We start from the raw sequence: 22,354 nt of genomic DNA, 5'->3' as shown, positions 1-22,354 counted from the left end.
GCGAGTTGTCCACAGGGGTGGCCGGGTGGGGCGGGGGTTGGCACAGTGGGCCCATGCGGGACTGGTGGCAGGACCTCACCGACCTGGTGCTCCCGGCCGAGTGCGGCGGCTGCGGCAGGTCTCGTACGGTGCTCTGCGCCGCGTGCCGTACGGCGCTGAGCGGGTCCGCGCCGCGCAGGGTGCGGCCGGTGCCCGCACCGGCCGGGCTGCCGTCGGTGCACGCGGCGGCACGGTACGCGGACGAGGTGCGCGCCGCGCTGCTCGCCCACAAGGAACGGGGCGCCCTGGCCCTCTCCAGGCCGCTCGGCGAGGCTCTGGCAGGAGCGGTGCGGGCAGGGCTGCGGGCGGCCGGTCCCCGGGCCCGGGCCGGGGCGCCGGGTCCAGCGCCGGCCGGAGACCGCGGACCCGGGGACGGCCCGGTGCTGCTCGTCCCCGTGCCGTCCGCGCGGCGGGCCGTGCGGGCCCGCGGGCACGACCCCGCCCGACGGATCGCGTACGCGGCGGCGGGTGAGCTGCGGCGGGCGGGGGTACCCGCCCGAGTACTTCCCGCACTGGGACAACGGCGGGTGGTGGCCGACCAGTCGGGGCTCGGCTCGCGCCAGCGGATGGCCAATCTCAGGGGCGCGCTGACGGTGGCCCCGGGCTGTGGCCGGCTGCTGGCCGGTACCCGGGTCGTCCTGGTCGACGACCTGATGACCACGGGGGCGTCGCTGGCCGAGGCGGCGCGCGCGGTGCGGGCGGGGCCGGGTGCCCGATCGAGCATTTCGGGGCCCGCGTTCGTGTACCTGGGTGAGACCTGGGAAAGGAGAGGAGAACAGCGGAAGGAACCAGCTCGACAGAGGACGCGCCGGCGGTCCGGCAGGCCACCGGGAACGGCGGCCGGGGACCGAACCGGCGGTATCGCCGACGTGGTGTGCGCGGCCGTCGTCGCGGCATCACCGGATGCTTTCGAATTACACCGGAACTGACTGAGTGCGAGCGTCGTTGCAGGTTATGAGAGGGGCAATTCCCCTGAATGGAGGTACGGGGCGGTAGAGGGTGACGACATCCGTCCGGGCGAGATATGTTCGGTTGTGAGGGAAAGCCGCAGGCCACACCCCTCGAATCCGATCGCCGTGCTGCGGGTTTTTCGCAATCACCCGCACCGGTGGACTGGAGATCTCGCTCATGGGGGAGGAGGTGGACGTCACCGAGTCCGAGGCTCCGGACGTCACCGGGGCCTGGTGCAAAAGGGAGACACTCCGCACCGAGGCGGAGTGATCCGGGAACGGAGTTCTGCGTGGACATCGTCGTCAAGGGCCGCAAGACCGAGGTGCCCGAGCGGTTCCGGAAGCACGTGGCCGAGAAGCTGAACCTGGAGAAGATCCAGAAGCTCGATGGCAAGGTGATCAGCCTCGACGTCGAGGTGTCCAAGGAGCCCAACCCCCGACAGGCCGACCGTAGTGACCGGGTGGAGATCACCCTGCGCTCCCGCGGTCCGGTGATCCGGGCGGAGGCGGCGGCGAGCGACCCGTACGCGGCGCTCGACCTGGCAGCGGAAAAGCTGGACGCCCGGCTGCGCAAGCAGCACGACAAGCGTTTCTCGCGGCGCGGCGCGCGCAGGATCTCGGCCGCCGAGGTCCCGGCGCACGTCCCGGGCGTGGCGACACTCAACGGGACCGGCGCGACCTCCGTCGCCCAGGAGCGGGAAGCCGTCCCCACCAAGAAGATCGGCTCGCTGGAAGTACAGGGTGACGGCCCCCTCGTCGTCCGCGAGAAGACCCATGTGGCCGCGCCCATGACCCTCGACCAGGCGCTCTACGAGATGGAGCTGGTCGGGCACGACTTCTATCTGTTCGTCGACTCCGAGACCAAGGAGCCCAGCGTCGTCTACCGGCGCCATGCCTACGACTACGGCGTGATCCACCTCAGCACCGACACGATGGTCACCGAGACCAACTCCCCCGAGGCCGGTGGGACACTCGGCGGCTGATCTGCCGGACGACAGCACATTTGGTGCCCCTGGTGCGCGTGTGCGCCCCCAGGGGCACCGGTGTGCGCCCACTTCGCGCGCCCGCCGGCACTCCGGTGTCGTCCGGGCATGGAATCATGGCGGCAACGGCTCAACCGGTGGGCCGTTGCCTTGGGTTGGCGATGGCTCAGGACCACAGGCCACAGCCTTCAGGGGGAGGAACGATGGCGGACAGCTTCGGACCGATGCAGGACGAGGATGCCGACGGCGGCGTCGTCGGCATGGGCCCGGACGCGGACACTCCACGCAAGGAGCCGATCAGAGTCCTTGTGGTGGACGATCACGCGCTGTTCCGCCGCGGACTGGAGATCGTGCTCGCGGCCGAGGAGGACATCCAGGTCGTCGGCGAGGCGGGGGACGGCGCGGAGGCCGTGGAGAAGGCGGCCGACCTGCTGCCGGACATCATCCTGATGGACGTGCGGATGCCCAAGCGCGGCGGGATCGAGGCGTGCACCTCCATCAAGGAGGTCGCTCCCAGCGCGAAGATCATCATGCTGACGATCAGTGACGAGGAAGCCGATCTCTACGACGCCATCAAGGCGGGCGCGACCGGCTATCTCCTCAAGGAGATCTCCACGGACGAGGTGGCGACGGCCATTCGGGCGGTGGCGGACGGGCAGTCCCAGATCAGCCCGTCCATGGCGTCGAAACTGCTCACCGAGTTCAAGTCGATGATCCAGCGGACCGACGAGCGCCGACTCGTTCCCGCGCCCCGGCTGACCGACCGCGAACTCGAAGTCCTCAAGCTCGTGGCCACGGGGATGAACAACCGCGACATCGCCAAGGAACTGTTCATCTCCGAGAACACCGTGAAGAACCATGTGCGCAACATCCTGGAGAAGCTTCAGCTGCACTCCAGGATGGAAGCGGTGGTCTACGCGATGCGGGAGAAGATCCTCGAGATCCGGTGACGGCCGGCTCAGGCGACGGCCCGGGCGAGCTCCAGAACCAGGGCCTCGCGCAGTTCGGGCGCGTCGACCCGCTCCACGCGGACGTTGGCGCAGTCCACCCAGCCCGCCGCCTCCACCAGCGCCCGGGCCACGGCCGGAGCCGCCTTGGGGCCGTCCAGGGTGACCTGCTTGGCCACCAGCGTGCGGCCCTCCCGGGCGGGGTCGACCCGGCCGACGAGCCGGCCGCCCGCGAGGACGGGCATCGCGAAATAGCCGTGGACCCGCTTGGGCTTGGGAACGTAGGCCTCGAGGCGGTGGGTGAAGCCGAAGATCCGCTCCGTGCGCGCCCGCTCCCAGACCAGGGAGTCGAACGGGGAGAGCAGCGTCGTACGGTGGCGGCCGCGCGGCGCCGTCGCCAGGGCGTCCGGATCGGCCCAGGCCGGCTTCGACCAGCCCGCCACCGTGACCGGGACCAGGCCCGAATCGGCGATCACCGCGTCGACCTGCTCGCCCTTGAGGCGGTGGTAGTCGGCGATGTCCGCGCGCGTGCCGACGCCCAGGGACCGGCCGGCCAGCCGGACCAGGCGGCGCAGGCACTCGGTGTCGTCCAGCTCGTCGTGCAGCAGCTCCGCCGGGATCGCGCGCTCGGCGAGGTCGTAGACCCGCTTCCAGCCGCGACGCTCGACGCACACCACTTCGCCGTACATCAGCGCGCGCTCGACGGCGACCTTGGTCCCGGACCAGTCCCACCACTCACTCGTGCGCTTCGCGCCGCCCAGCTCCGTCGCCGTGAGGGGGCCTTCCACGCGGAGCTGCTTGATCACCTGGTCGTAGGTTCCGTCGGGGAGCTCGTGGCTCCAGTGCGGCCGGGAGCGGTAGGCGCGGCGGCGGAAGGCGAAGTGCGGCCACTCCTCGACGGGGAGGATGCACGCCGCGTGCGACCAGTACTCGAACGCGTGCGGCGGCCGCGAGCCCTCCGTCCAGTACGCCTCCTCGACGGTCCGGCGCCCCACGGCGCCCAGCCGCGCGTACGGGATGAGCTCGTGGGAGCGGGCCAGGACGGAGATCGTGTCGAGCTGCACGGCGCCCAGGTGACGGAGGACCCCCCGCACACCGGAGCGGCGGTCCGGGGCGCCGAGGAAGCCCTGGGCGCGCAGGGCGATGCGGCGGGCCTCGTCGGCCGAGAGTTCCGTGGTCGGACGCGGGAGGGTCGTCATACTCCCGCACGATAGGGGGCGCCACTGACAACGCGGAGGGCCCGGACGTCATCCCCTGCCGGGCACATAGGGTGACGTGGACGGAAGCCCCAGGTCGGAGGGGAGCAGGGAGCCCACCCAGCAGTCCCGCAGCACTCCCTTGTTGTTGAGCGAGGAGCGCAGGGTGCCCTCGATGATGAAGCCCGCGCGTTCGGCCACCGCGCGGGAGGCGACGTTGCCCACCTCCGCGCGCCATTCCACGCGGTCGACCGACATCCGGGTGAAGGCCCAGCGGGAGGCGGCGAGGGCGGCCTCGGTGATGTAGCCGTTGCCCCGGTGCTCCTTCGCCGCCCAGAAGCCGATCTCACCGGTGCCGAGGGAGCGCATGGTGATGCCGAGCATGCCGGTGAGCTCGCCGGAGGGCAGGAAGACACCGAAGGTGAACATCGAACCGTTCGCCCACCCGTCCGGGGCCATCTGCTCCGTGAACCCCCGGGCGTGCTCGGGAAGATACGGGGAGGGGATCGTGGTCCAGCGCTGGATGTCCGGGTCCTGGCAGATGGCGTACACGGCGTCGGTCTCCTGCGGGCCGACCGGGCGCAGCACGAGGCGATCGGTGGTGAGCGTGACGGGTTCCATCGGCCGATTCTGCTCGTGCGACGGTGGACGGCGCCATCGCTTTCGCCGTGCGTGAGGTGATGATCACCCTTCGCGCAATTCGCCGGTACGGCGCGGCACCATCCCGGGGCCCGGGACGTTGTCCTTGTGAGGCAGCCGTGCAACGGATAGGAAGCAGCCGACGGTCACCGCACGGCAGGCCTCCCGGCGTGACGGGGTCCTCGCATACGATGGCCGTTGCTCCGTCAGTGAAATGGAAACCGACCGTCCCAGGCCCGACCGGCAAGGAGACCAACCCCCGTGTCCGTCCTCTCGAAGATCATGCGTGCAGGCGAAGGCAAAATCCTGCGCAAGCTGCACCGCATCGCGGACCAGGTCAACTCCATCGAAGAGGACTTCGAAGGCCTCTCCGACGCCGAGCTGCGGGCCCTCACCGATGAGTACAAGCAGCGGTACACCGACGGTGAGAGCCTGGACGACCTGCTGCCCGAGGCGTTCGCCACCGTCCGCGAAGCCGCCCGGCGCGTGCTGGGCCAGCGGCACTACGACGTCCAGATCATGGGCGGCGCCGCGCTCCACATGGGCTATGTCGCGGAGATGAAGACCGGTGAGGGCAAGACCCTCGTCGGCACCCTGCCCGCGTATCTGAACGCGCTGTCGGGCGAGGGCGTCCACATCATCACGGTCAACGACTACCTGGCCGAGCGCGACTCCGAGATGATGGGCCGCGTCCACAAGTTCCTGGGCCTGAGCGTCGGCTGCATCCTGGCCAACATGACGCCGGCCCAGCGCCGCGAGCAGTACGCCTGCGACATCACCTACGGCACGAACAACGAGTTCGGCTTCGACTACCTGCGCGACAACATGGCGTGGTCGAAGGAGGAGCTCGTCCAGCGCGGCCACAACTTCGCCATCGTCGACGAGGTCGACTCGATCCTCATCGACGAGGCCCGTACGCCGCTGATCATCTCCGGCCCGGCCGACCAGGCCACCAAGTGGTACGGCGACTTCGCCAAGCTGGTCAAGCGGCTCAAGCGCGGTGAGCCCGGCCAGCCGCTCAAGGGCATCGAGGAGACCGGCGACTACGAGGTCGACGAGAAGAAGCGCACGGTCGCCATTCACGAGTCCGGTGTGGCCAAGGTCGAGGACTGGCTGGGCATCGACAACCTGTACGAGTCGGTGAACACCCCGCTCGTGGGCTACCTGAACAACGCCATCAAGGCCAAGGAGCTCTTCAAGCGCGACAAGGACTACGTCATCATCGACGACGAAGTCATGATCGTGGACGAGCACACCGGCCGTATCCTCGCCGGCCGCCGCTACAACGAGGGCATGCACCAGGCCATCGAGGCGAAGGAATCGGTGCCGATCAAGGACGAGAACCAGACGCTCGCCACGATCACGCTGCAGAACTTCTTCCGCCTCTACAAGCGCCACGACCACAACGGCAAGGAAATCCCCGGCCTGTCCGGCATGACCGGTACGGCGATGACCGAGGCCGCCGAGTTCCACCAGATCTACAAGCTCGGCGTGGTGCCCATCCCCACCAACCGGCCGATGGTCCGCAAGGACCAGTCCGACCTGATCTACCGCACCGAGGTCGCCAAGTTCGAGGCGGTCGTCGACGACATCGAGGAGAAGCACCGCAAGGGGCAGCCGATCCTCGTCGGCACGACGTCGGTGGAGAAGTCCGAATACCTCTCGCAGCAGCTCAGCAAGCGCGGCATCCAGCACGAGGTGCTGAACGCCAAGCATCACGAGCGCGAGGCGCAGATCGTCGCCCAGGCGGGCCGCAAGGGCAGCGTCACCGTGGCGACCAACATGGCCGGCCGTGGTACGGACATCAAGCTCGGCGGCAACCCCGAGGACCTCGCCGAGGCGGAGCTGCGCCAGCGCGGCCTCGACCCCGATGAGCACATCGAGGAGTGGGCGCACGCCCTGCCCGAGGCGCTCGCGCGGGCCGAGGAGGCGGTCAAGGCCGAGAAGGACGAGGTCGAGAAGATCGGCGGCCTGTACGTCCTCGGCACCGAGCGGCACGAGTCGCGGCGCATCGACAACCAGCTGCGCGGTCGTTCCGGCCGCCAGGGCGACCCGGGCGAGTCCCGCTTCTACCTCTCGCTCGGCGACGACCTGATGCGTCTGTTCAAGGCCCAGATGGTCGAGCGCGTGATGTCCATGGCGAACGTGCCGGACGACGTGCCGATCGAGAACAAGATGGTGACGCGCGCCATCGCGTCCGCCCAGTCGCAGGTGGAGACGCAGAACTTCGAGACGCGTAAGAACGTCCTGAAGTACGACGAGGTGCTCAACCGGCAGCGTGAGGTCATCTACGGCGAGCGCCGCCGCGTCCTGGAGGGCGAGGACCTGCAGGAGCAGATCCAGCACTTCATGGACGACACCATCGACGACTACGTCAAGGGTGAGACCGCCGAGGGCTTCCCCGAGGACTGGGACCTGGACCGGCTGTGGGGCGCCTTCAAGCAGCTGTACCCGGTGAGCGTGACCATCGAGGAGCTGGAGGAGGAGGCCGGCGACCGGGCCGGGCTGACGGCCGAGTTCATCGCCGAGTCCATCAAGGACGACATCCGCGCTCAGTACGAGGCCCGGGAGGCGCAGCTGGGCTCCGAGATCATGCGTGAGCTGGAGCGGCGGGTCGTGCTGTCGGTCCTCGACCGCAAGTGGCGCGAGCACCTCTACGAGATGGACTACCTCCAGGAGGGCATCGGCCTGCGCGCCATGGCGCAGAAGGACCCGCTGGTCGAGTACCAGCGTGAGGGCTTCGACATGTTCCAGGCCATGATGGACGGCATCAAGGAGGAGTCCGTCGGCTACCTGTTCAACCTGGAGGTCCAGGTCGAGCAGCAGGTCGAGGAGGTCCCGGTCGAGGAGGCCCAGCCGGTCGCCGACCTGGAGAAGAAGGACGCGGTGCCGGCACAGGCGGGGCCCCGTCCGGAGATCCGCGCGAAGGGGCTCGACGCCCCGCAGCGGCGGAACCTGCACTTCTCCGCGCCGACGGTCGACGGCGAGGGCGGCACCATCGAAGGTGACTTCGCCACCGGCGACGAGCCGGTGCGGTCCGAGGCGGACGGCCTCACGCGCGCGGAGCGCCGCAAGCAGGCCCGGGGCGGGCGTCGCCGCAAGAAGTGAGCTCTGCCGCTCCGGCGAGGAGCGGCAGCAGGACGGACCGAGGGCCGGGCACCTTGCTGGTGTCCGGCCCTCGGGCGTGTCCGGACGCTCAGCGGGCGTCCGCGCGGCGCGGGCGGGGGCCGCCCAGCTCCACGGCGGTGCAGCGCCAGCGCAGATCGCGTCCCCGCTCCAGCCGGAAGGCCATGGCGCGCAGCCTGTCCCCGGCGCCGATCCGGGCGAACGCCTCGATGGCGCCCTCGCGGGGCTCGAAGTAGCCGATGTCGCGGACGACGGGGCGGGTGCCGCGGGTGCGCAGCGGCCCGCGCTCTGCGAGCCGGATCAGCTCGTCATAGGCCTGGCCGGCGGTGTGCCGCAGCATCGCGTGCACGGGGCGCTGCCCGCTGAGGACGGCGAGGAGGAGCTCGGCGAAGCGGTCGGTGGGGCGGGGCTGGGGGAGGGCGGGCCGCCGGGTGGGCCGGTCGGCGGCACGCGGTACGACGACGGGCCCTACGGCGTCCCCGGAGCCCCGTCCCGGCGCCGCGCTCCGCCGCACCCGGGTGGCCCGGGCGGGCGGACGGTTGTCGGCGGGCCGGGTGGAACGGCCGACGGCGGCCGGCCGGCGTCCGCCGGGAGAGGGCGCGGACGCACTCCTGACGGTGGGGATGCGGGGAGGGGTGGTCCCGGTGGCCGCGGACGGCGTGGGCCGGGCGGGGGAGAGGACGGGGGCCGTCCGGACGGCCCCCGGTCGGTTTGTGGCGGGGGGCGTTGTGGGGGCGGGGCTTTCCGTGGGGGTGGGGCGGTGTCGGGTCATGACCTTGCGCATGGGGGACCCCGTTCGACGGGCCCGGGCCGGCCGGGGAGCCGGTGATACCGGGCAGTAACTTCGTGGTTGGGGATCTTGTACGGCGCGGTGACGGGCGGGAGCAAGGAGGGAAGGGGCGGGCCGGAGCGGGCGTGGGATTCACTTATCAGGGTGATGGGCGGGGTCTCCGGCCCCGCGTCCCGGCGGGTGCACCGGGTGAATTCCGGGACCGGAGTGGACGTGTCCGGGGGTGTGGGCAGGGACTCGATGGGGGACGCCGGGACGTATCCTGATGGCCCCTGCGGAGCCCCTCCGACCCACACGAAAGCGGCTGATCATGCGCGTCTACGTCCCCCTGACCCTCCCCGGGCTCGCCGAGGCGTACAAGACGGGTCAGCTGGGGGACGGGCCGCTCCTGGCCTACGCCGTCACGCCCGCGCTGCGTGAGTGGTACCTCTCCGACGACATCGAGGAGCTGGAGTACGCCGCGCTGAGCCGTGCCGCGCTGGCCTCCCTGCGGCTGCTGGCCGCGGACGCCGGGGCGCCCAGGCGCCGGGTCGTCGTCGCCGTGGACGTGTCCGACGGCGCGGCCCAGTCCGACCCGGACCGGGGCCTGGACCCGGCCGCGCTCGGTGAGGTGCGGGTCGCCGGGGCCGTACGGCTGGCCAAGGCGGCCGCGGTGCACGTGGACGCGACGGACGCGGAGGCGGATGTGGCGGCCGCGGCGGACGCGCTGCCCGCGGCGGACGACGGGGACGACGACGCGCAGTTCGTGGTGGACGGGGCCGAGGACCACGAGCTGCTGTGGTACGCCACCCAGGAGATCCCCAACCTGGTGGGCTGACCTGCGGCTCTGCCGGATGTCGGTGGAGGCGGGTACGTTTTCCGGTATGGGGATGCACACGGACGCACACATCGTCTGGGACTGGAACGGCACGCTCTTCCACGACGTCGACGCGGTCATCGGCGCGACGAACGCGGCCTTCGCCGAGCTGGGCCTGGAGCCGCTCACGCTGGAGCGGTACCGGGAGCTGTACTGCGTACCGGTGCCGAAGTTCTACGAGCGGCTGATGGGGCGGCTGCCGAGCGAGGCCGAGTGGGAGCTGATGGACAGCACCTTCCACCGGTACTACACGGAGCACCGGGTGCGCTGCGGTCTGGCCGAGGGCGTGGTGGACCTGCTGGCGGACTGGGCGGCGGCCGGCCGCAGCCAGTCGATCCTCAGCATGTACGGGCACGAGGACCTGGTGCCGCTGGTGAGGGACTTCGGGATCGAGCCGCACTTCGTACGGGTGGACGGGCGGACCGGGCCGTCGGGCGGCAGCAAGGCGGAGCACATGGTGCGCCATCTCGCCGCGCTGACGCGGGTGGAGCCGGGGCGGACGGTGGTGATCGGGGACGCGGCGGATGATGCGGTGGCTGCGGCGCATGCGGGGGCGCGGGCGGTGCTGTACACCGGGGGGTCGCACGGGAGGGCGAGCCTGGAGGCGGTGGGGGTGCCGGTGGTGGATACGTTGCGGGAGGCGGTGGGGGTGGCGGAGCGGTTGGTTGCGGCGGCCTGACGAGACGTACGTCCGGGCGTTCGGGTGCCTGGCCGGTCCCGGCGTGGGGGCTGGGCGGGGGGTGGTGCGCAGCCCGGCGTTGGCGCGGTGCCTCGGCATTGGGGGAGGCGCGACTGCCCGCAGCTGCGGTGGCGCGGGTGTGGGGGAAAGTGCACTGTGCAGAACGTCAAAGTTCGGGGGCTGGTTTTGTACACATACGGCTCATGACGGGGCACCTGTAAGGAGCGATAGCCTTAGCGGCGTGATCAGCGCGATAGCTCGCGGGGACCTCTGCGTCCCCGTTGTGCGCCCGGCGAGCACGGACGACATCCGTGACCGGGTGGCAGTCGCTGGTCTTCGCGGGCGGCACGGGACGCGGCGCACCCCAGCGGGGCAGGCGTCACGGAGAGCAGAGTCACACCCGTCGGGCGCACCGAATTCGGCCGAGAGGCCCCCGCTCACTTCATCTCGCGGCATAGCGTCGGTACGGACCGGACACCCCGCGTCGTATCACCGCACCACGAGGTCGGAGACCGTACTTCCTTCTACGTCACGCAACGGCGCGCGACAGGAGCCAGAGGACCATGCAGACCAAGCTGGACGAAGCCAAGGCCGAGCTGCTCGACAGGGCCGCCCGGGTAGCTGAGAACAGCCCGGCCGGGGGGAAACTGCCGACTGGGACGACGGACAAGGGCATGCCCGACCGGGACACCGTGCTCGAGTTCCTCCAGCGCTACTACCTGCACACCGCCCCGGAGGACCTGACCGACCGCGACCCGGTCGACATCTTCGGAGCCGCTGTCTCGCACTTCCGGCTCGCCGAGAGCCGTCCCCAGGGCACCGCCAACGTCCGGGTGCACACCCCGACCGTCGAGGAGAACGGCTGGACGTGCAGCCACTCCGTCGTCGAGGTGGTCACCGACGACATGCCCTTCCTGGTCGACTCCGTCACCAACGAGCTGACCCGCCAGGGCCGCGGCATCCACGTCGTGATCCACCCGCAGGTGGTGGTCCGCCGGGACGTCACCGGCAAGCTGATCGAGGTGCTCACCGCCCCGGTCGGCGGCGACCTCCCCCAGGACACCCGCGGCCTTCCGCACGACGCGCACGTCGAGTCCTGGATCCACGTGGAGATCGACCGCGAGACCGACCGCGGCGACCTCAAGCAGATCACCGCCGATCTGCTGCGGGTCCTGTCCGACGTCCGTGAGGCCGTCGAGGACTGGGGCAAGATGCGCCGGGCCGCGACCGCGCTGGCCGAGGCGCTGCCCGGTGAGCCCGTGCCCGCCGATCTGCCCGCGCCGCAGGTCGAGGAGGCCCGCGAGCTGCTGCGCTGGCTCGCCGACGACCACTTCACCTTCCTCGGCTACCGGGAGTACGAGCTGCGCGAGGACGACTCGCTGGCCGCCGTCCCCGGCACCGGCCTCGGCATCCTGCGCTCCGACCCGCACCACTCCGGCGACGACGCCCACCCGGTCAGCCCGTCCTTCGAGCGGCTGCCCGCCGACGCCCGCGCCAAGGCGCGCGAGCACAAGGTGCTGGTGCTGACCAAGGCGAACAGCCGGGCCACCGTGCACCGGCCCTCGTACCTGGACTACATCGGCGTCAAGAAGTTCGACGCGGACGGCAACGTCGTCGGTGAGCGGCGCTTCCTCGGACTGTTCTCGTCGGCCGCCTACACCGAGTCCGTGCGCCGGGTGCCGGTGATCCGGCGCAAGGTCGAGGAGGTCCTGGAGCGCGCCGGCTTCTCGCCGCACAGCCACGACGGGCGCGACCTGCTCCAGATCCTGGAGACCTACCCGCGCGACGAGCTGTTCCAGACCCCGGCGGACGAGCTCCGGTCCATCGTGACCTCGGTGCTCTACCTCCAGGAGCGCCGCCGGCTGCGGCTGTACCTGCGCCAGGACGAGTACGGGCGCTACTACTCCGCCCTCGTCTACCTGCCGCGCGACCGCTACACCACCGGTGTGCGCCTGCGGATCATCGACATCCTCAAGGAGGAGCTCGGCGGCATCAGCGTCGACTTCACCGCCTGGAACACCGAGTCGGTCCTCTCCCGGCTGCACTTCGTGGTCCGCGTCCCGCAGGGCACCGAACTGCCGGAGCTGTCCGACGCCGACAAGGACCGCATCGAGGCCCGGCTCGTCGAGGCCGCCCGCTCCTGGGCCGACGGCTTCAGCGAGGCGCTGAACGCCGAGTTCGGCGAGGAGCGCGCCGCCGAGCTGCTGCGCCGCTACGCGGGTGCCTTCCCCGAGGGCTACAAGGCCGACCACTCCCCGCGCAGCGCGGTCGCCGACCTCGCCAGGGTCGAGCAGCTCGACGAGCAGCGGAACTTCGAGCTCAGCCTGTACGAGCCGGTCGGCGCCGCCCCCGAGGAGCGCCGCTTCAAGATCTACCGCAAGGGGGAGGCCGTCTCCCTGTCCGCGGTGCTGCCCGTGCTCCAGCGGCTCGGCGTCGAGGTCGTCGACGAGCGGCCGTACGAGCTGCGCTGCTCGGACCGGAGCGTGGCCTGGATCTACGACTTCGGTCTGCGCATGCCCAAGGCGGCCGGCGGCGGCCTTGACTACCTCGGTGACGACGCCCGCGAGCGTTTCCAGGAGGCCTTCGCGGCGACCTGGACCGGCCAGGCGGAGAACGACGGCTTCAACGCCCTCGTGCTCAGCGCCGGGCTGACCTGGCGGCAGGCCATGGTGCTGCGGGCGTACGCGAAGTACCTGCGCCAGGCGGGTTCCACCTTCAGCCAGGACTACATGGAGGACACCCTCCGCCACAACGTCCACACCACCCGGCTGCTCGTCTCCCTGTTCGAGGCGCGGATGTCGCCGGACCGGCAGCGCGCCGGGTACGAACTGGTGGACGCCCTGCTGGAGGAGGTGGACGCCGCCCTGGACCAGGTGGCCTCGCTGGACGAGGACCGCATCCTGCGTTCCTTCCTCACCGTCATCAAGGCGACGCTGCGCACCAACTTCTTCCAGGAGGCGAGCGGCGGAGTGCCGCACGACTACGTCTCCATGAAGTTCGACCCGCAGGCCATCCCGGACCTCCCGGCGCCGCGTCCGGCGTTCGAGATCTGGGTGTACTCGCCGCGCGTCGAGGGCGTGCACCTGCGCTTCGGCAAGGTCGCGCGCGGCGGCCTGCGCTGGTCGGACCGCCGTGAGGACTTCCGTACGGAGATCCTCGGTCTGGTCAAGGCGCAGATGGTGAAGAACACGGTCATCGTGCCGGTCGGCGCCAAGGGCGGCTTCGTCGCCAAGCAACTGCCCGACCCGAACGTCGACCGGGACGCCTGGATGGCGGAGGGCATCGCCAGCTACCGGACGTTCATCTCGGCGCTGCTCGACATCACCGACAACATGGTGGCCGGCGAGGTCGTGCCCCCGGCGGACGTCGTCCGGCACGACGAGGACGACACCTACCTCGTCGTCGCCGCCGACAAGGGCACCGCCAAGTTCTCGGACATCGCCAACGAGGTCGCCGAGTCCTACAACTTCTGGCTCGGTGACGCCTTCGCCTCCGGCGGCAGCGCGGGCTACGACCACAAGGGCATGGGCATCACCGCCCGGGGCGCCTGGGAGTCCGTCAAGCGGCACTTCCGGGAGCTGGGCGTGGACACCCAGTCCCAGGACTTCACGGTCGTCGGCATCGGCGACATGTCGGGTGACGTGTTCGGCAACGGCATGCTGCTCAGCGAGCACATCCGTCTGGTCGCCGCCTTCGACCACCGGCACATCTTCATCGACCCGAGCCCCGACGCGGCCGTCTCCTACGCCGAGCGCCGCCGGCTGTTCGAGCTGCCGCGCAGCTCCTGGGCCGACTACAACACCGAGCTGCTCTCGGCCGGCGGCGGGATCTTCCCGCGCAGCGCCAAGTCCATCCCGGTCAACGCCCAGATCCGCGAGGCCCTCGGTATCGAGTCCGGCGTCACCAAGATGACCCCGGCGGATCTGATGAAGACGATCCTCACGTCGCCGGTGGACCTGCTGTGGAACGGCGGCATCGGCACGTACGTCAAGGCGTCCACGGAGTCCAACGCCGACGTCGGCGACAAGGGCAACGACGCCATCCGCGTGGACGGCCGGGACCTGCGGGTCGCCGTCGTCGGCGAGGGCGGCAACCTGGGCATGACCCAGCTCGGCCGGATCGAGTTCGCGCTGCACGGCGGCCGGCTCAACACCGACGCCATCGACAACAGCGCGGGCGTCGACACCTCCGACCACGAGGTGAACATCAAGATCCTGCTGAACGGTCTGGTCAAGGACGGCGACATGACCGTCAAGCAGCGCAACAAGCTGCTCGCCGAGATGACCGACGACGTCGGCCGGATGGTGCTGCGCGCCAACTACGCGCAGAACACCGCCATCGCCAACGCGCTGGCCCAGTCCAAGGACATGCTCCACGCCCAGCAGCGCTTCCTGAAGCACCTGGTGCGCGAGGGTCACCTCGACCGGGCCCTGGAGTTCCTGCCCACCGACCGCCAGATCCGCGAACGGCTCGCCTCCGGGCAGGGCCTGACCGGACCGGAGACGGCCGTCCTGCTCGCCTACACGAAGATCACGGTCGCCGAGGAGCTGCTGCACACCTCGCTGCCCGACGACCCGTATCTGAAGGTGTTGCTGCACGCCTACTTCCCGACGGCGCTGCGCGAGCAGTTCCTCGACCGGATCGACAGCCACCCGCTGCGCCGTGAGATCACCACGACGGTGCTGGTCAACGACACGGTCAACACGGGCGGTACGACGTATCTGCACCGGATGCGCGAGGAGACCGGCGCGTCGCTGGAGGAGATCGTCCGGGCGCAGACGGCGGCCCGTGCGATCTTCCGCTCCTCGGTGGTGTGGGACGCGGTCGAGGCGCTCGACAACAGGGTCGACGCGGAGGTCCAGACCCGGATCCGGCTGCACTCGCGCCGGCTGGTGGAGCGCGGCACGCGCTGGCTGCTCAACAACCGGCCGCAGCCGCTGGAGCTCGCGGAGACGGTGGAGTTCTTCGCCGAGCGCGTCGAGCAGGTCTGGGCCCAGCTGCCGAAGCTGCTGCGCGGCGCGGACCTGGACTGGTACCAGAAGATCTACGACGAGCTGAGCGGCGCCGGAGTCCCCGACGAGCTCGCCACCCGGGTCGCCGGATTCTCGTCCGCCTTCCCGACGCTCGACATCGTGTCGGTGGCCGACCGGACGGGCAAGGAGCCGCTGGACGTCGCCGAGGTGTACTACGACCTCGGTGACCGGCTGCGCATCACCCAGCTGATGGACCGCATCATCGAGCTGCCGCGCGCCGACCGCTGGCAGTCCATGGCCCGCGCGGCGATCCGCGAGGACCTGTACGCGGCGCACGCGGCGGTGACCTCGGACGTGCTGGCGGTGGGCAACGGCTCGTCGACGCCGCAGCAGCGCTTCGAGGTGTGGGAGCGGCAGAACGCGGCCCTGCTGGGCCGGGCCCGCACCACCCTGGAGGAGATCCACGGCTCCGACGCGTTCGACCTCGCCAACCTGTCGGTGGCGATGCGGACGATGCGGACGCTGCTGCGGTCGCACTCGTAGGAGGCGCGGCGCGGTCCCGCGCGAGGCGTGTGGTCGAGGGGCGCTCCGGACCGTTTGTCCGGTGCGCCCCTCGGGCCGTGTCCGGTGCCTTAGGCGAGATGGACGGCGCATCTGTGGCGTCGGGGTATGTGTAGGTTATGCCTGATATGTGAATGTCCGATTCATATCGTCCGTCGGCCCGGGCAGGGCCGGTACGCGCCGCGCCCCGGCCCGTCCGGCGGCCATCGGCCGGACCACGGTCCAGGCTGCCGCCGGACTCGTGCTGGTGCTGCTGGTCCTGCTGGTCGTACGGCTTCCCTGGGCCGGTGACCTGGGCATACACGCGGCGACCGTGCAGCGGCTGCGGCACAGCCTGCTCGACCCCGGCAATCCGCTGGTCGACGCGGACACACCGAGCCCGTACTACTCGCCGTGGATGCTGGTGCTCGGCGGGATCGCCCGGGTGACGGCGCTGGACGTGTTCACGGTGCTGCGGCTGGCCGCCGCGGCCGGGCTGGTGCTGCTGGTGACGGGCGTATGGCGGTACGTACGGACGCTGAGCGCGCATCCGGCCGCGCCCGCGCTCGCCCTGCTGAGTCTGCTGCTCCTGTGGGGTACGACCCCGTTCCTGTGGAGCGGTTTCCTGGGGCTCAACTCGATGGCGCTGACGGTGGCGTATCCCAGCACGTTCACCCTCGGGCTCGCCTTCCACTTCTGGGCGTGGCTGACCGGGGCGCTGCGCGGGACCGCCGGGTGGGGGGTGTGGCTCGGCCTCGGGGTGCTGTGGGGGGTGATCCTGCTCTGCCACCAGTTCTCGGGGGTCGTGGCCTCGGTGGGCGCGGTCGCCGCGGTCGTCGCGGCGCGGGCCGGGCGGGCGGTGTGGCCCCGGCTGGGGGCCGCGGCGGCGGCCGGACTGGTGGTGCTGTGGGCGTGGCCCTACTACGACTTCTTCGCGCTGCTCGGCGCGGGGGACGGGCTGGAGCGGGTGCACCGCGTCCTGTACGACCATCCGTTCGCGCGGTACGGGCTGGTGCTGGTCGGGGTGGCGGCACTGGTCCCGCGGTGGCTGCGCGACCGCAGGGATCCGCTGGTGGTCTTCTTCGTGCTGGGGGCGCTGGTCGTCTCGGCGGGGTGGCTGACCGGCCACTACTCGTGGGGACGCGCGCTGTCCGCGGCGGTGGTGCCGGCGCAGTTGGCGGCGGCGCTGGCGCCGGTGGGGGCCGGGCGGCGCCCGGTGCGGAGCGGGTGGGCGGTTCTGCTCGGCGGGGCGCTGCTGGCCGGTGGGTGGGCGCAGGCGGGGACGCTCGGGTACGTGGTTCCGCGCGGAGGCCTGCCGGAGGTGGTGGAGGACCGGTACCGGGAGCCGTGGACGGGATTTCACTGGATCACGCCGTGGGTGCGGTACGGGGACGTGGTCATGGCCGAGGGGCGGGCGGCGCGGCAGGTCCCGGCGTACGGGGCGTACACGGTCGCCCCTGGTTATCCCGACTTCTTCCTGGCGGACGAGGGGCGGCGGGACGCGCTGACGAAGGTGTACTTCGCGGAGCGGACGCCGGAGTCCGTACGGCGGGAGGTGGAGCGGGAGTTCGGGGTGCGGTGGGTGGTGGACCGGCGGGGGGTGCTCGACGGCACGGCGTTGCGGGTGGTGGCCCGGGGGCCGGAGGGGGAGGTGCTGTACGCGGTGCCGTGAGCGGGGGGCGGTGGGTGGTGGCGTGGTCCTCGGGCGCCGGACGGGCTGGGAGGCAGGTCAGCGCAGGGCGCTGGAGAGGAGGCGGGCGGCCTGGCGGGCCTTGGGAGGGGCCAGGCGGATGGCGAGGGGGCGGAGGGCCGCGGTGAGGCCGACGGGGGTCCAGCGGACCTGGAGCCGGCCCGGGCCGTGGCCCTCCGGCTCGACCGTCACCCGGTGCGGGGCCGCGCCGGAGTGGTAGGGGACGCGGCCGGTCAGGGACGGGAAGTCGAGGGGAGCCAGCAGCACACCCCGGTTGCCCTGACCGCCGCAGGTGAGCCGCACCACGGGGTGACGCACCCCCGCGAAGCCGCTCAGCGGCAGGCGCGCCGTCGCCGGGTCGAGCCGGACCCGGCCCTCGAAGACGCCGGGGCGTACCGGTGAGAGCCGGAAGGGCACGGTGAGTCGGTGGCGGCCGGGGGAGATGACGAGGCTCGCCCGCTGGGGGCCGACCGGGAGGCGCAGGGAGGGGTCGTAGGTGCGTACGGCCAGGTCGACGGAGACGCCCGGGCCCGGGGTGATCTCCGTGATCTCATGGCGGAACTGGGCGCCGAAGAACGGGCGGGCGGCCGGCTCCAGTTCCGTGAGGTCCAGTTCGCGGCGGGCCCCGGCGGACTCGGGGACGCGGTCGCCCCAGTAGGTGCGGCCGTCCGCGTCGGTGGTCAGCTGCCTGGGGGCGACGGAGTGGGCCAGGCCCCGGGCGGCGAGCCGGGTGTCGGTGAAGCGGCGGTCGCGGACCAGCTGGAGCACCACCCGTTCGGAGCGGGGGAGCCGGGCGTACGCACCGGGGGACAGTGTCTCCAGGTACGGGTTCACCAGGTCCGCGAAGGCGGCGAGCCACTCCTCGTCCCGGTAGGGCAGGTCGCCCGCGTACATCCGGAAGTCGTGCTTCAGGAACTTGTGGTCCTTGTCCTCGCGCAGTGCCCCGTGCCCGCTCTCCACCAGGAAGGCGTCGATCAGCCGCTGCACATGGATCCGGTCGCGGACGTTGGTGAGCAGATGCCGCTGGTTGGAGATGGACGCCGCGTCGGAGCCCGCGTACGGGGCGACGTACCAGTGGTACACCGGCTCGGGGATGATCGTGAACCGTTTCGCCAGGCAGTAGGCCTGCGCCGAGAACAGCTGGTCCTCGTAGTGGATGCCCTCGGGGAAGCGCAGGTCGTACCGGTCGAGGAAGGCGCGGGCGTACATCTTGCTGGTCGACAGGTGCTCGAAGAACAGGCGCGGGTCGTCCTCGATGCCGTCCAGGGTGCGGCGCTCCTCCACGAGGTGCGGCATCCAGGTGGAGCGGCGGCCGGTGTCCACGCGGATCCGCCGTACCGCGCCCATCGCGAAGTCGATGTCGCGTTCGCGGTGCGCGGCGAGCAGGGAGGCGACCGCGTCCGGCGGGAGCTCGTCATCGCTGTCCAGGAACATCAGGTAGGGCGCCCGCGCGGTTTCCAGGGCGCGGTTGCGCGGCGCGCTGCATCCGCCGCTGTTCTCCGGCAGCCGCAGGTACCGGATGCGCGGGTCCGCGGCCGCCAGGGCCCGGGCCACCCGTGGTGTGTCGTCCGTGGAGTGGTCGTCGCTGACGACGATCTCGAGGTTGCGGTGGGTCTGGCGGCGTACGGACTCCACCGCGCGGGGCAGCCGTTCGGCGTCGTTGTGCACGATCACCGTGACGGTGACGTCGGGGATCCGAGGGGTGCTCATGACGCGGTCGCCTCCTCGGGGGTGGGCGCCGGGGTGCGTTCCTCGATCGGCAGCACCGGCGGCAGGGACGCCTCGTCCTGGCCGAGGAAGACCCGGCGTACGACGCGTTCGGCGGCGCGGCCGTCGTCGTACTCGCAGAACCGGCGGCGGAAGGCCGCCCGTGCCTTCGCCGCGCTCTCGTCGTGCCAGGCGTCGGTGGTGAGGATCTCGGTCAGTTCCTCCTGGGTGCGGGCGACGGGCCCGGGCGCCTCGGCCATGAGATCGAAGTAGACACCGCGCGTGGTGCGGTACGTCTCCCAGTCGTCGGCGTGGATGACGATCGGGCGGTCCAGGTTGGCGTAGTCGAACATGATCGACGAGTAGTCCGTGACGAGGGCGTCGGCGGCCAGGCACAGCTCCTCGACCGGGTCGTAGGCGGAGACGTCCACGATGCGGCCGGAGCGGCGCAGCCCGGTGAGCGGGGAGGCGCCGGCGTCGTAGAAGTAGTGGGCGCGCACCAGCAGGACGGTGTCCTCGCCCAGGCGGTCGGCGAGGTCGGCGAGATCCAGGCGCGGGGTCCAGCCGGCCTCGTAGTCGCGGTGCGTGGGCGCGTACAGGACGGCCCGGCGGCCCGGCGCGATGCCGAGGCGTTCACGGACCGCGCGGATGTCGCCCGCCCCGGCCGTGTAGAAGACGTCGTTGCGTGGATAGCCGTGGTCGAGCGAGACGAACCGGGCCGGGTACGCCCTCTCCCACATGCGGGTGGTGTGGCTGTTGCTGGAGACGCTGTAGTCCCACTTGTCGACGCGCTCGAGCAGCGCGTCGAAGTCCAGTCCCTGCGCGGCGGCGGGGAACGGCATCTGGTCCAGGCCCATGCGCTTGAGCGGGGTGCCGTGGTGGGTCTGGAGGTGCACGGCGTCGGGGCGTTTGACCACCGCGTTCGGGAAGTTCACGTTGTTGACGAGGTACTTCGCGGTGGCCAGCGCCTCCCAGTAGCGGCGGGTGCCGGGGATCACGTGGTCGGTGCCGGGCGGGAGCAGGGCCGCGTTCCGCTCGGTCACCACCCACACGGGGTGGATGTCCGGGGCGAGTTCGGCGAGCTCGGCGGCGATCGCGGCCGGGTTGCAGGCGACCCCCCGGTTCCAGTAGGCGGAGAACACCGCGAGGCGGGGGTCGACGGGACGGCGCAGCGCCCTGCGGTACTGGGCGTCGCGGACCCGGGCGCCGGCCTCGCGCTTCCCCGCGCGCACCGCGGACCGCACGGCGCGGCGGGCGCGGTTGGCGGTCTGGAAGGCGCGGTACTTGGTGTAGGCGTCCTCTTCGAGCAGCGAGCGGCGGATGCCCTCCAGGCCGGCGGGGCGGCGGTGGCCGGCGGGGCGGCGGCGCAGGGCGGCGATCGAGGCCCGGTGGAAGAACTCCTCGGCCACGTCGTCGGGCAGGTCGCCGCGGGCGAAGGTGCGCAGGCAGTCCCGGACCATGATCTCGTAGAGCACGGTGTGGACGGCGGGGCGTTCCCGGGCGAGGTCGAGGAGGCGCTCGTAGCGGTCGACGGTGGCGAAGTGCTGCCCGGGGGTGGCCGGGGGGAGGCTCGCGGGGCGCAGTCTGCGGTCCTCGTGGGCGATGTGCGGCAGGCAGGCGACGCGGTCGGCGAGCAGCAGGGCGGCGAGGGCCGCCTCCGGCTCGTTGTCGGTGGTGAGCCGCTCCTCGTGGGCTCGCCAGAAGCCCGCGCGCAGAACGCGGGTGCCGAGCAGCGGCGTCAGCCGCAGCAGGTAGGCACTGTCGTCGAGGGCGAGTTCGGTGCGGCCCGCGCGGGTCAGGAGGGGACCGTCGGCAGAGGGCAGCCCGGAGCTGCGCCAGGTGCTGCGGAGATGGTCGACGAGCAGGACGTCGACGGTGCCGGGGAGTTCGGCGGCCCGCTCGGCGACCGTGCGCGAACTGCCCGGCGGCAGGCCGTCCTTGGCGTGGACGAAGTGCAGCCACCGGCCGGTGGCCCGCGCGGCACCCGCCGCCCGGGCCGCCGCGTCGGACGTGCCGTCGGGCAGGGGCAGCACCTGGACGTGGGCGGCGTGCCGCTCCGCCGCCTCCCGGGCCCAGTCGCCGACGGCGGCGACGACGACCTCGACGTCCGGGAGGGGGCGGGCGGCGAGCGAGTCGAGGAGGCCGGTCAGGTGATCCTGGGTGTTCGGCCCGTGGACGATGACGCTGAGCTCGGGCATCGAGGGGCTCCTTCGGCTACGCGTCGCTCCGGACAGTCCTCTTCGGTCATATTGGCACCAATGTGACGAAGTGGGTGCGGGGACGCGCGGACGTAAGCCCTCCGGCCCTCCGGCCTCAGGACGCTGCGGCCGCCGCCTGGGGCTTCGGCTTCGGTTTCGGCTTGGCGGCCTTGTCCCCGGTGAACGCCTCGTACTCCTTGAGGACCTCGTCGGTCGGCCCGTCCATGCGCAGCTCGCCGCGTTCCAGCCACAGCACGCGGTCGCAGGTGTCGCGGATGGACTTGTTGTTGTGGCTGACCAGGAAGACCGTTCCGGCGTGCTTGCGCAGCTCCCGGATGCGGGCCTCGGAGCGCTTCTGGAAGGAGCGGTCACCGGTGGCCAGCGCCTCGTCGACGAGGAGGACGTCGTGGTCCTTCGCGGCGGCGATGGAGAAGCGCAGCCGGGCCGCCATACCGGAGGAGTAGGTGCGCATCGGCAGGGTGATGAAGTCGCCCTTGTCGTTGATGCCGGAGAAGTCGACGATCTCCTGGTAGCGGGCCCTGATCTCGTCGCGGGACATGCCCATCGCGAGCCCGCCGAGGTGGACGTTGCGCTCGCCGGTCAGGTCGCTCATCAGCGCGGCGTTCACGCCGAGCAGGGAGGGCTGGCCGTCGGTGTAGATGCGGCCGTTCTCCACCGGGAGCAGCCCGGCGACGGCCTTGAGCAGGGTCGACTTTCCGGAGCCGTTGGTGCCGATGAGGCCGATGGCCTCGCCGCGGTAGGCGACGAAGGACACGTTGCGCACCGCGTGCACCCGGCGGACGCCGGACGCCTTCTCGGTCTGCTTGCGGCGCAGGATGCGGTTGAGGGCGGCGGTGGCGGAGCCGCGTCCGGCGCCGGTCCCGTTGACCCGGTAGACGATGTCGACGCCGTCGGCGATGACGGTGGGAACCCTCTGGTCGGTGGTGTCAGCCACGGCCGTACCTCTCCTCGGACTTCCAGAAGTAGACGAAGCCGACCACGCCGGTCAGCAGGGCCCAGCCCAGTGCGAACGCCCACACG

General features: G+C 71.5%; 14 protein-coding genes and 1 pseudogene. 8 read left to right on the top strand and 7 right to left on the bottom strand.

The annotated features are described in order from the left end of the window. Positions 1–53 precede the first annotated feature (53 nt). The 3 genes from ACZ44S_RS38065 (at position 54) to ACZ44S_RS38055 (ending at position 2,922) form a co-directional block, all read left to right on the top strand. Positions 54–968: a ComF family protein gene (locus ACZ44S_RS38065; RefSeq protein WP_466937880.1), complete on the top strand. Its 915-nt coding sequence runs from the start codon at positions 54–56 to the stop codon at positions 966–968. 311 nt (positions 969–1,279) lie between these two features. Beyond that, positions 1,280–1,972: a ribosome hibernation-promoting factor, HPF/YfiA family gene (hpf, locus tag ACZ44S_RS38060; RefSeq protein WP_466937878.1), complete on the top strand. Its 693-nt coding sequence runs from the start codon at positions 1,280–1,282 to the stop codon at positions 1,970–1,972. A 203-nt stretch (positions 1,973–2,175) separates the two neighbouring features. Further along, positions 2,176–2,922, top strand: a complete 747-nt coding sequence (locus tag ACZ44S_RS38055) for a response regulator (RefSeq protein ID WP_190167302.1) — start codon at positions 2,176–2,178, stop codon at positions 2,920–2,922. Positions 2,923–2,930: 8 nt separating this feature from the next. Here the strand turns inward: ACZ44S_RS38055 and ACZ44S_RS38050 are convergent, their stop codons facing one another. Both ACZ44S_RS38050 and ACZ44S_RS38045 read right to left on the bottom strand, forming a co-directional pair. Then, a complete protein-coding gene (locus ACZ44S_RS38050; protein WP_466937875.1) occupies positions 2,931–4,118 on the bottom strand; it encodes a winged helix-turn-helix domain-containing protein in 1,188 nt (395 codons plus the stop codon). 48 nt (positions 4,119–4,166) lie between these two features. Continuing rightward, positions 4,167–4,736, bottom strand: a complete 570-nt coding sequence (locus ACZ44S_RS38045; protein WP_466937873.1) for a GNAT family N-acetyltransferase — start codon at positions 4,734–4,736, stop codon at positions 4,167–4,169. Positions 4,737–5,015: 279 nt separating this feature from the next. Here ACZ44S_RS38045 and secA point away from each other — a divergent pair, with 279 nt between their 5' ends. Next, positions 5,016–7,862, top strand: a complete 2,847-nt coding sequence (secA, locus tag ACZ44S_RS38040; protein ID WP_466937871.1) for a preprotein translocase subunit SecA — start codon at positions 5,016–5,018, stop codon at positions 7,860–7,862. Between the two features lie 88 nt (positions 7,863–7,950). Here secA and ACZ44S_RS38035 read toward each other — a convergent pair whose 3' ends face one another. Further along, on the bottom strand, positions 7,951–8,664 hold the full coding sequence (locus tag ACZ44S_RS38035; RefSeq protein WP_466937869.1) for an Rv3235 family protein: 714 nt from the start codon (positions 8,662–8,664) through the stop codon (positions 7,951–7,953). Positions 8,665–8,980: 316 nt separating this feature from the next. Between ACZ44S_RS38035 and ACZ44S_RS38030 the strand changes: the two genes are divergently transcribed. The 4 genes from ACZ44S_RS38030 to ACZ44S_RS38015 all read left to right on the top strand — a co-directional run bounded on the left by ACZ44S_RS38030 (position 8,981) and on the right by ACZ44S_RS38015 (position 17,390). After that, positions 8,981–9,487 (top strand): DUF6912 family protein, encoded by a 507-nt coding sequence (locus ACZ44S_RS38030; RefSeq protein ID WP_466937867.1) that lies wholly within the window; start codon positions 8,981–8,983, stop codon positions 9,485–9,487. Positions 9,488–9,533: 46 nt separating this feature from the next. Next, the gene (locus tag ACZ44S_RS38025; RefSeq protein ID WP_466937865.1) at positions 9,534–10,205 is read left to right on the top strand and encodes an HAD family hydrolase; all 672 of its coding nucleotides are present in this window, start codon (positions 9,534–9,536) and stop codon (positions 10,203–10,205) included. 563 nt (positions 10,206–10,768) lie between these two features. Then, positions 10,769–15,721, top strand: a complete 4,953-nt coding sequence (locus ACZ44S_RS38020) for an NAD-glutamate dehydrogenase (protein WP_466937863.1) — start codon at positions 10,769–10,771, stop codon at positions 15,719–15,721. Positions 15,722–15,869: 148 nt separating this feature from the next. Continuing rightward, positions 15,870–17,390 carry a hypothetical protein gene (locus ACZ44S_RS38015; protein WP_466937861.1) on the top strand — a complete coding sequence of 507 codons (1,521 nt, stop codon included), beginning with the start codon at positions 15,870–15,872 and terminating at the stop codon, positions 17,388–17,390. A 57-nt stretch (positions 17,391–17,447) separates the two neighbouring features. Here the strand turns inward: ACZ44S_RS38015 and ACZ44S_RS38010 are convergent, their stop codons facing one another. From ACZ44S_RS38010 to ACZ44S_RS37995, 4 genes and pseudogenes are all read right to left on the bottom strand, one after another. Then, positions 17,448–19,118, bottom strand: a complete 1,671-nt coding sequence (locus ACZ44S_RS38010) for a glycosyltransferase family 2 protein (protein ID WP_466937859.1) — start codon at positions 19,116–19,118, stop codon at positions 17,448–17,450. After that, positions 19,115–21,313 (bottom strand): CDP-glycerol glycerophosphotransferase family protein, encoded by a 2,199-nt coding sequence (locus tag ACZ44S_RS38005; RefSeq protein WP_466937856.1) that lies wholly within the window; start codon positions 21,311–21,313, stop codon positions 19,115–19,117. Before ACZ44S_RS38005 ends, ACZ44S_RS38010 begins: the two co-directional genes overlap by 4 nt. Before the next feature lie 115 nt (positions 21,314–21,428). Beyond that, a complete protein-coding gene (locus tag ACZ44S_RS38000) occupies positions 21,429–22,268 on the bottom strand; it encodes an ABC transporter ATP-binding protein (protein ID WP_466937853.1) in 840 nt (279 codons plus the stop codon). Beyond that, positions 22,261–22,354: pseudogene (locus ACZ44S_RS37995) on the bottom strand (ABC transporter permease); the annotation flags it as partial. The pseudogene ACZ44S_RS37995 and the gene ACZ44S_RS38000, both read right to left, overlap by 8 nt.

Source organism: Streptomyces malachitofuscus (assembly GCF_055571035.1).
This window is presented reverse-complemented; position numbering and strand designations above follow the sequence as displayed.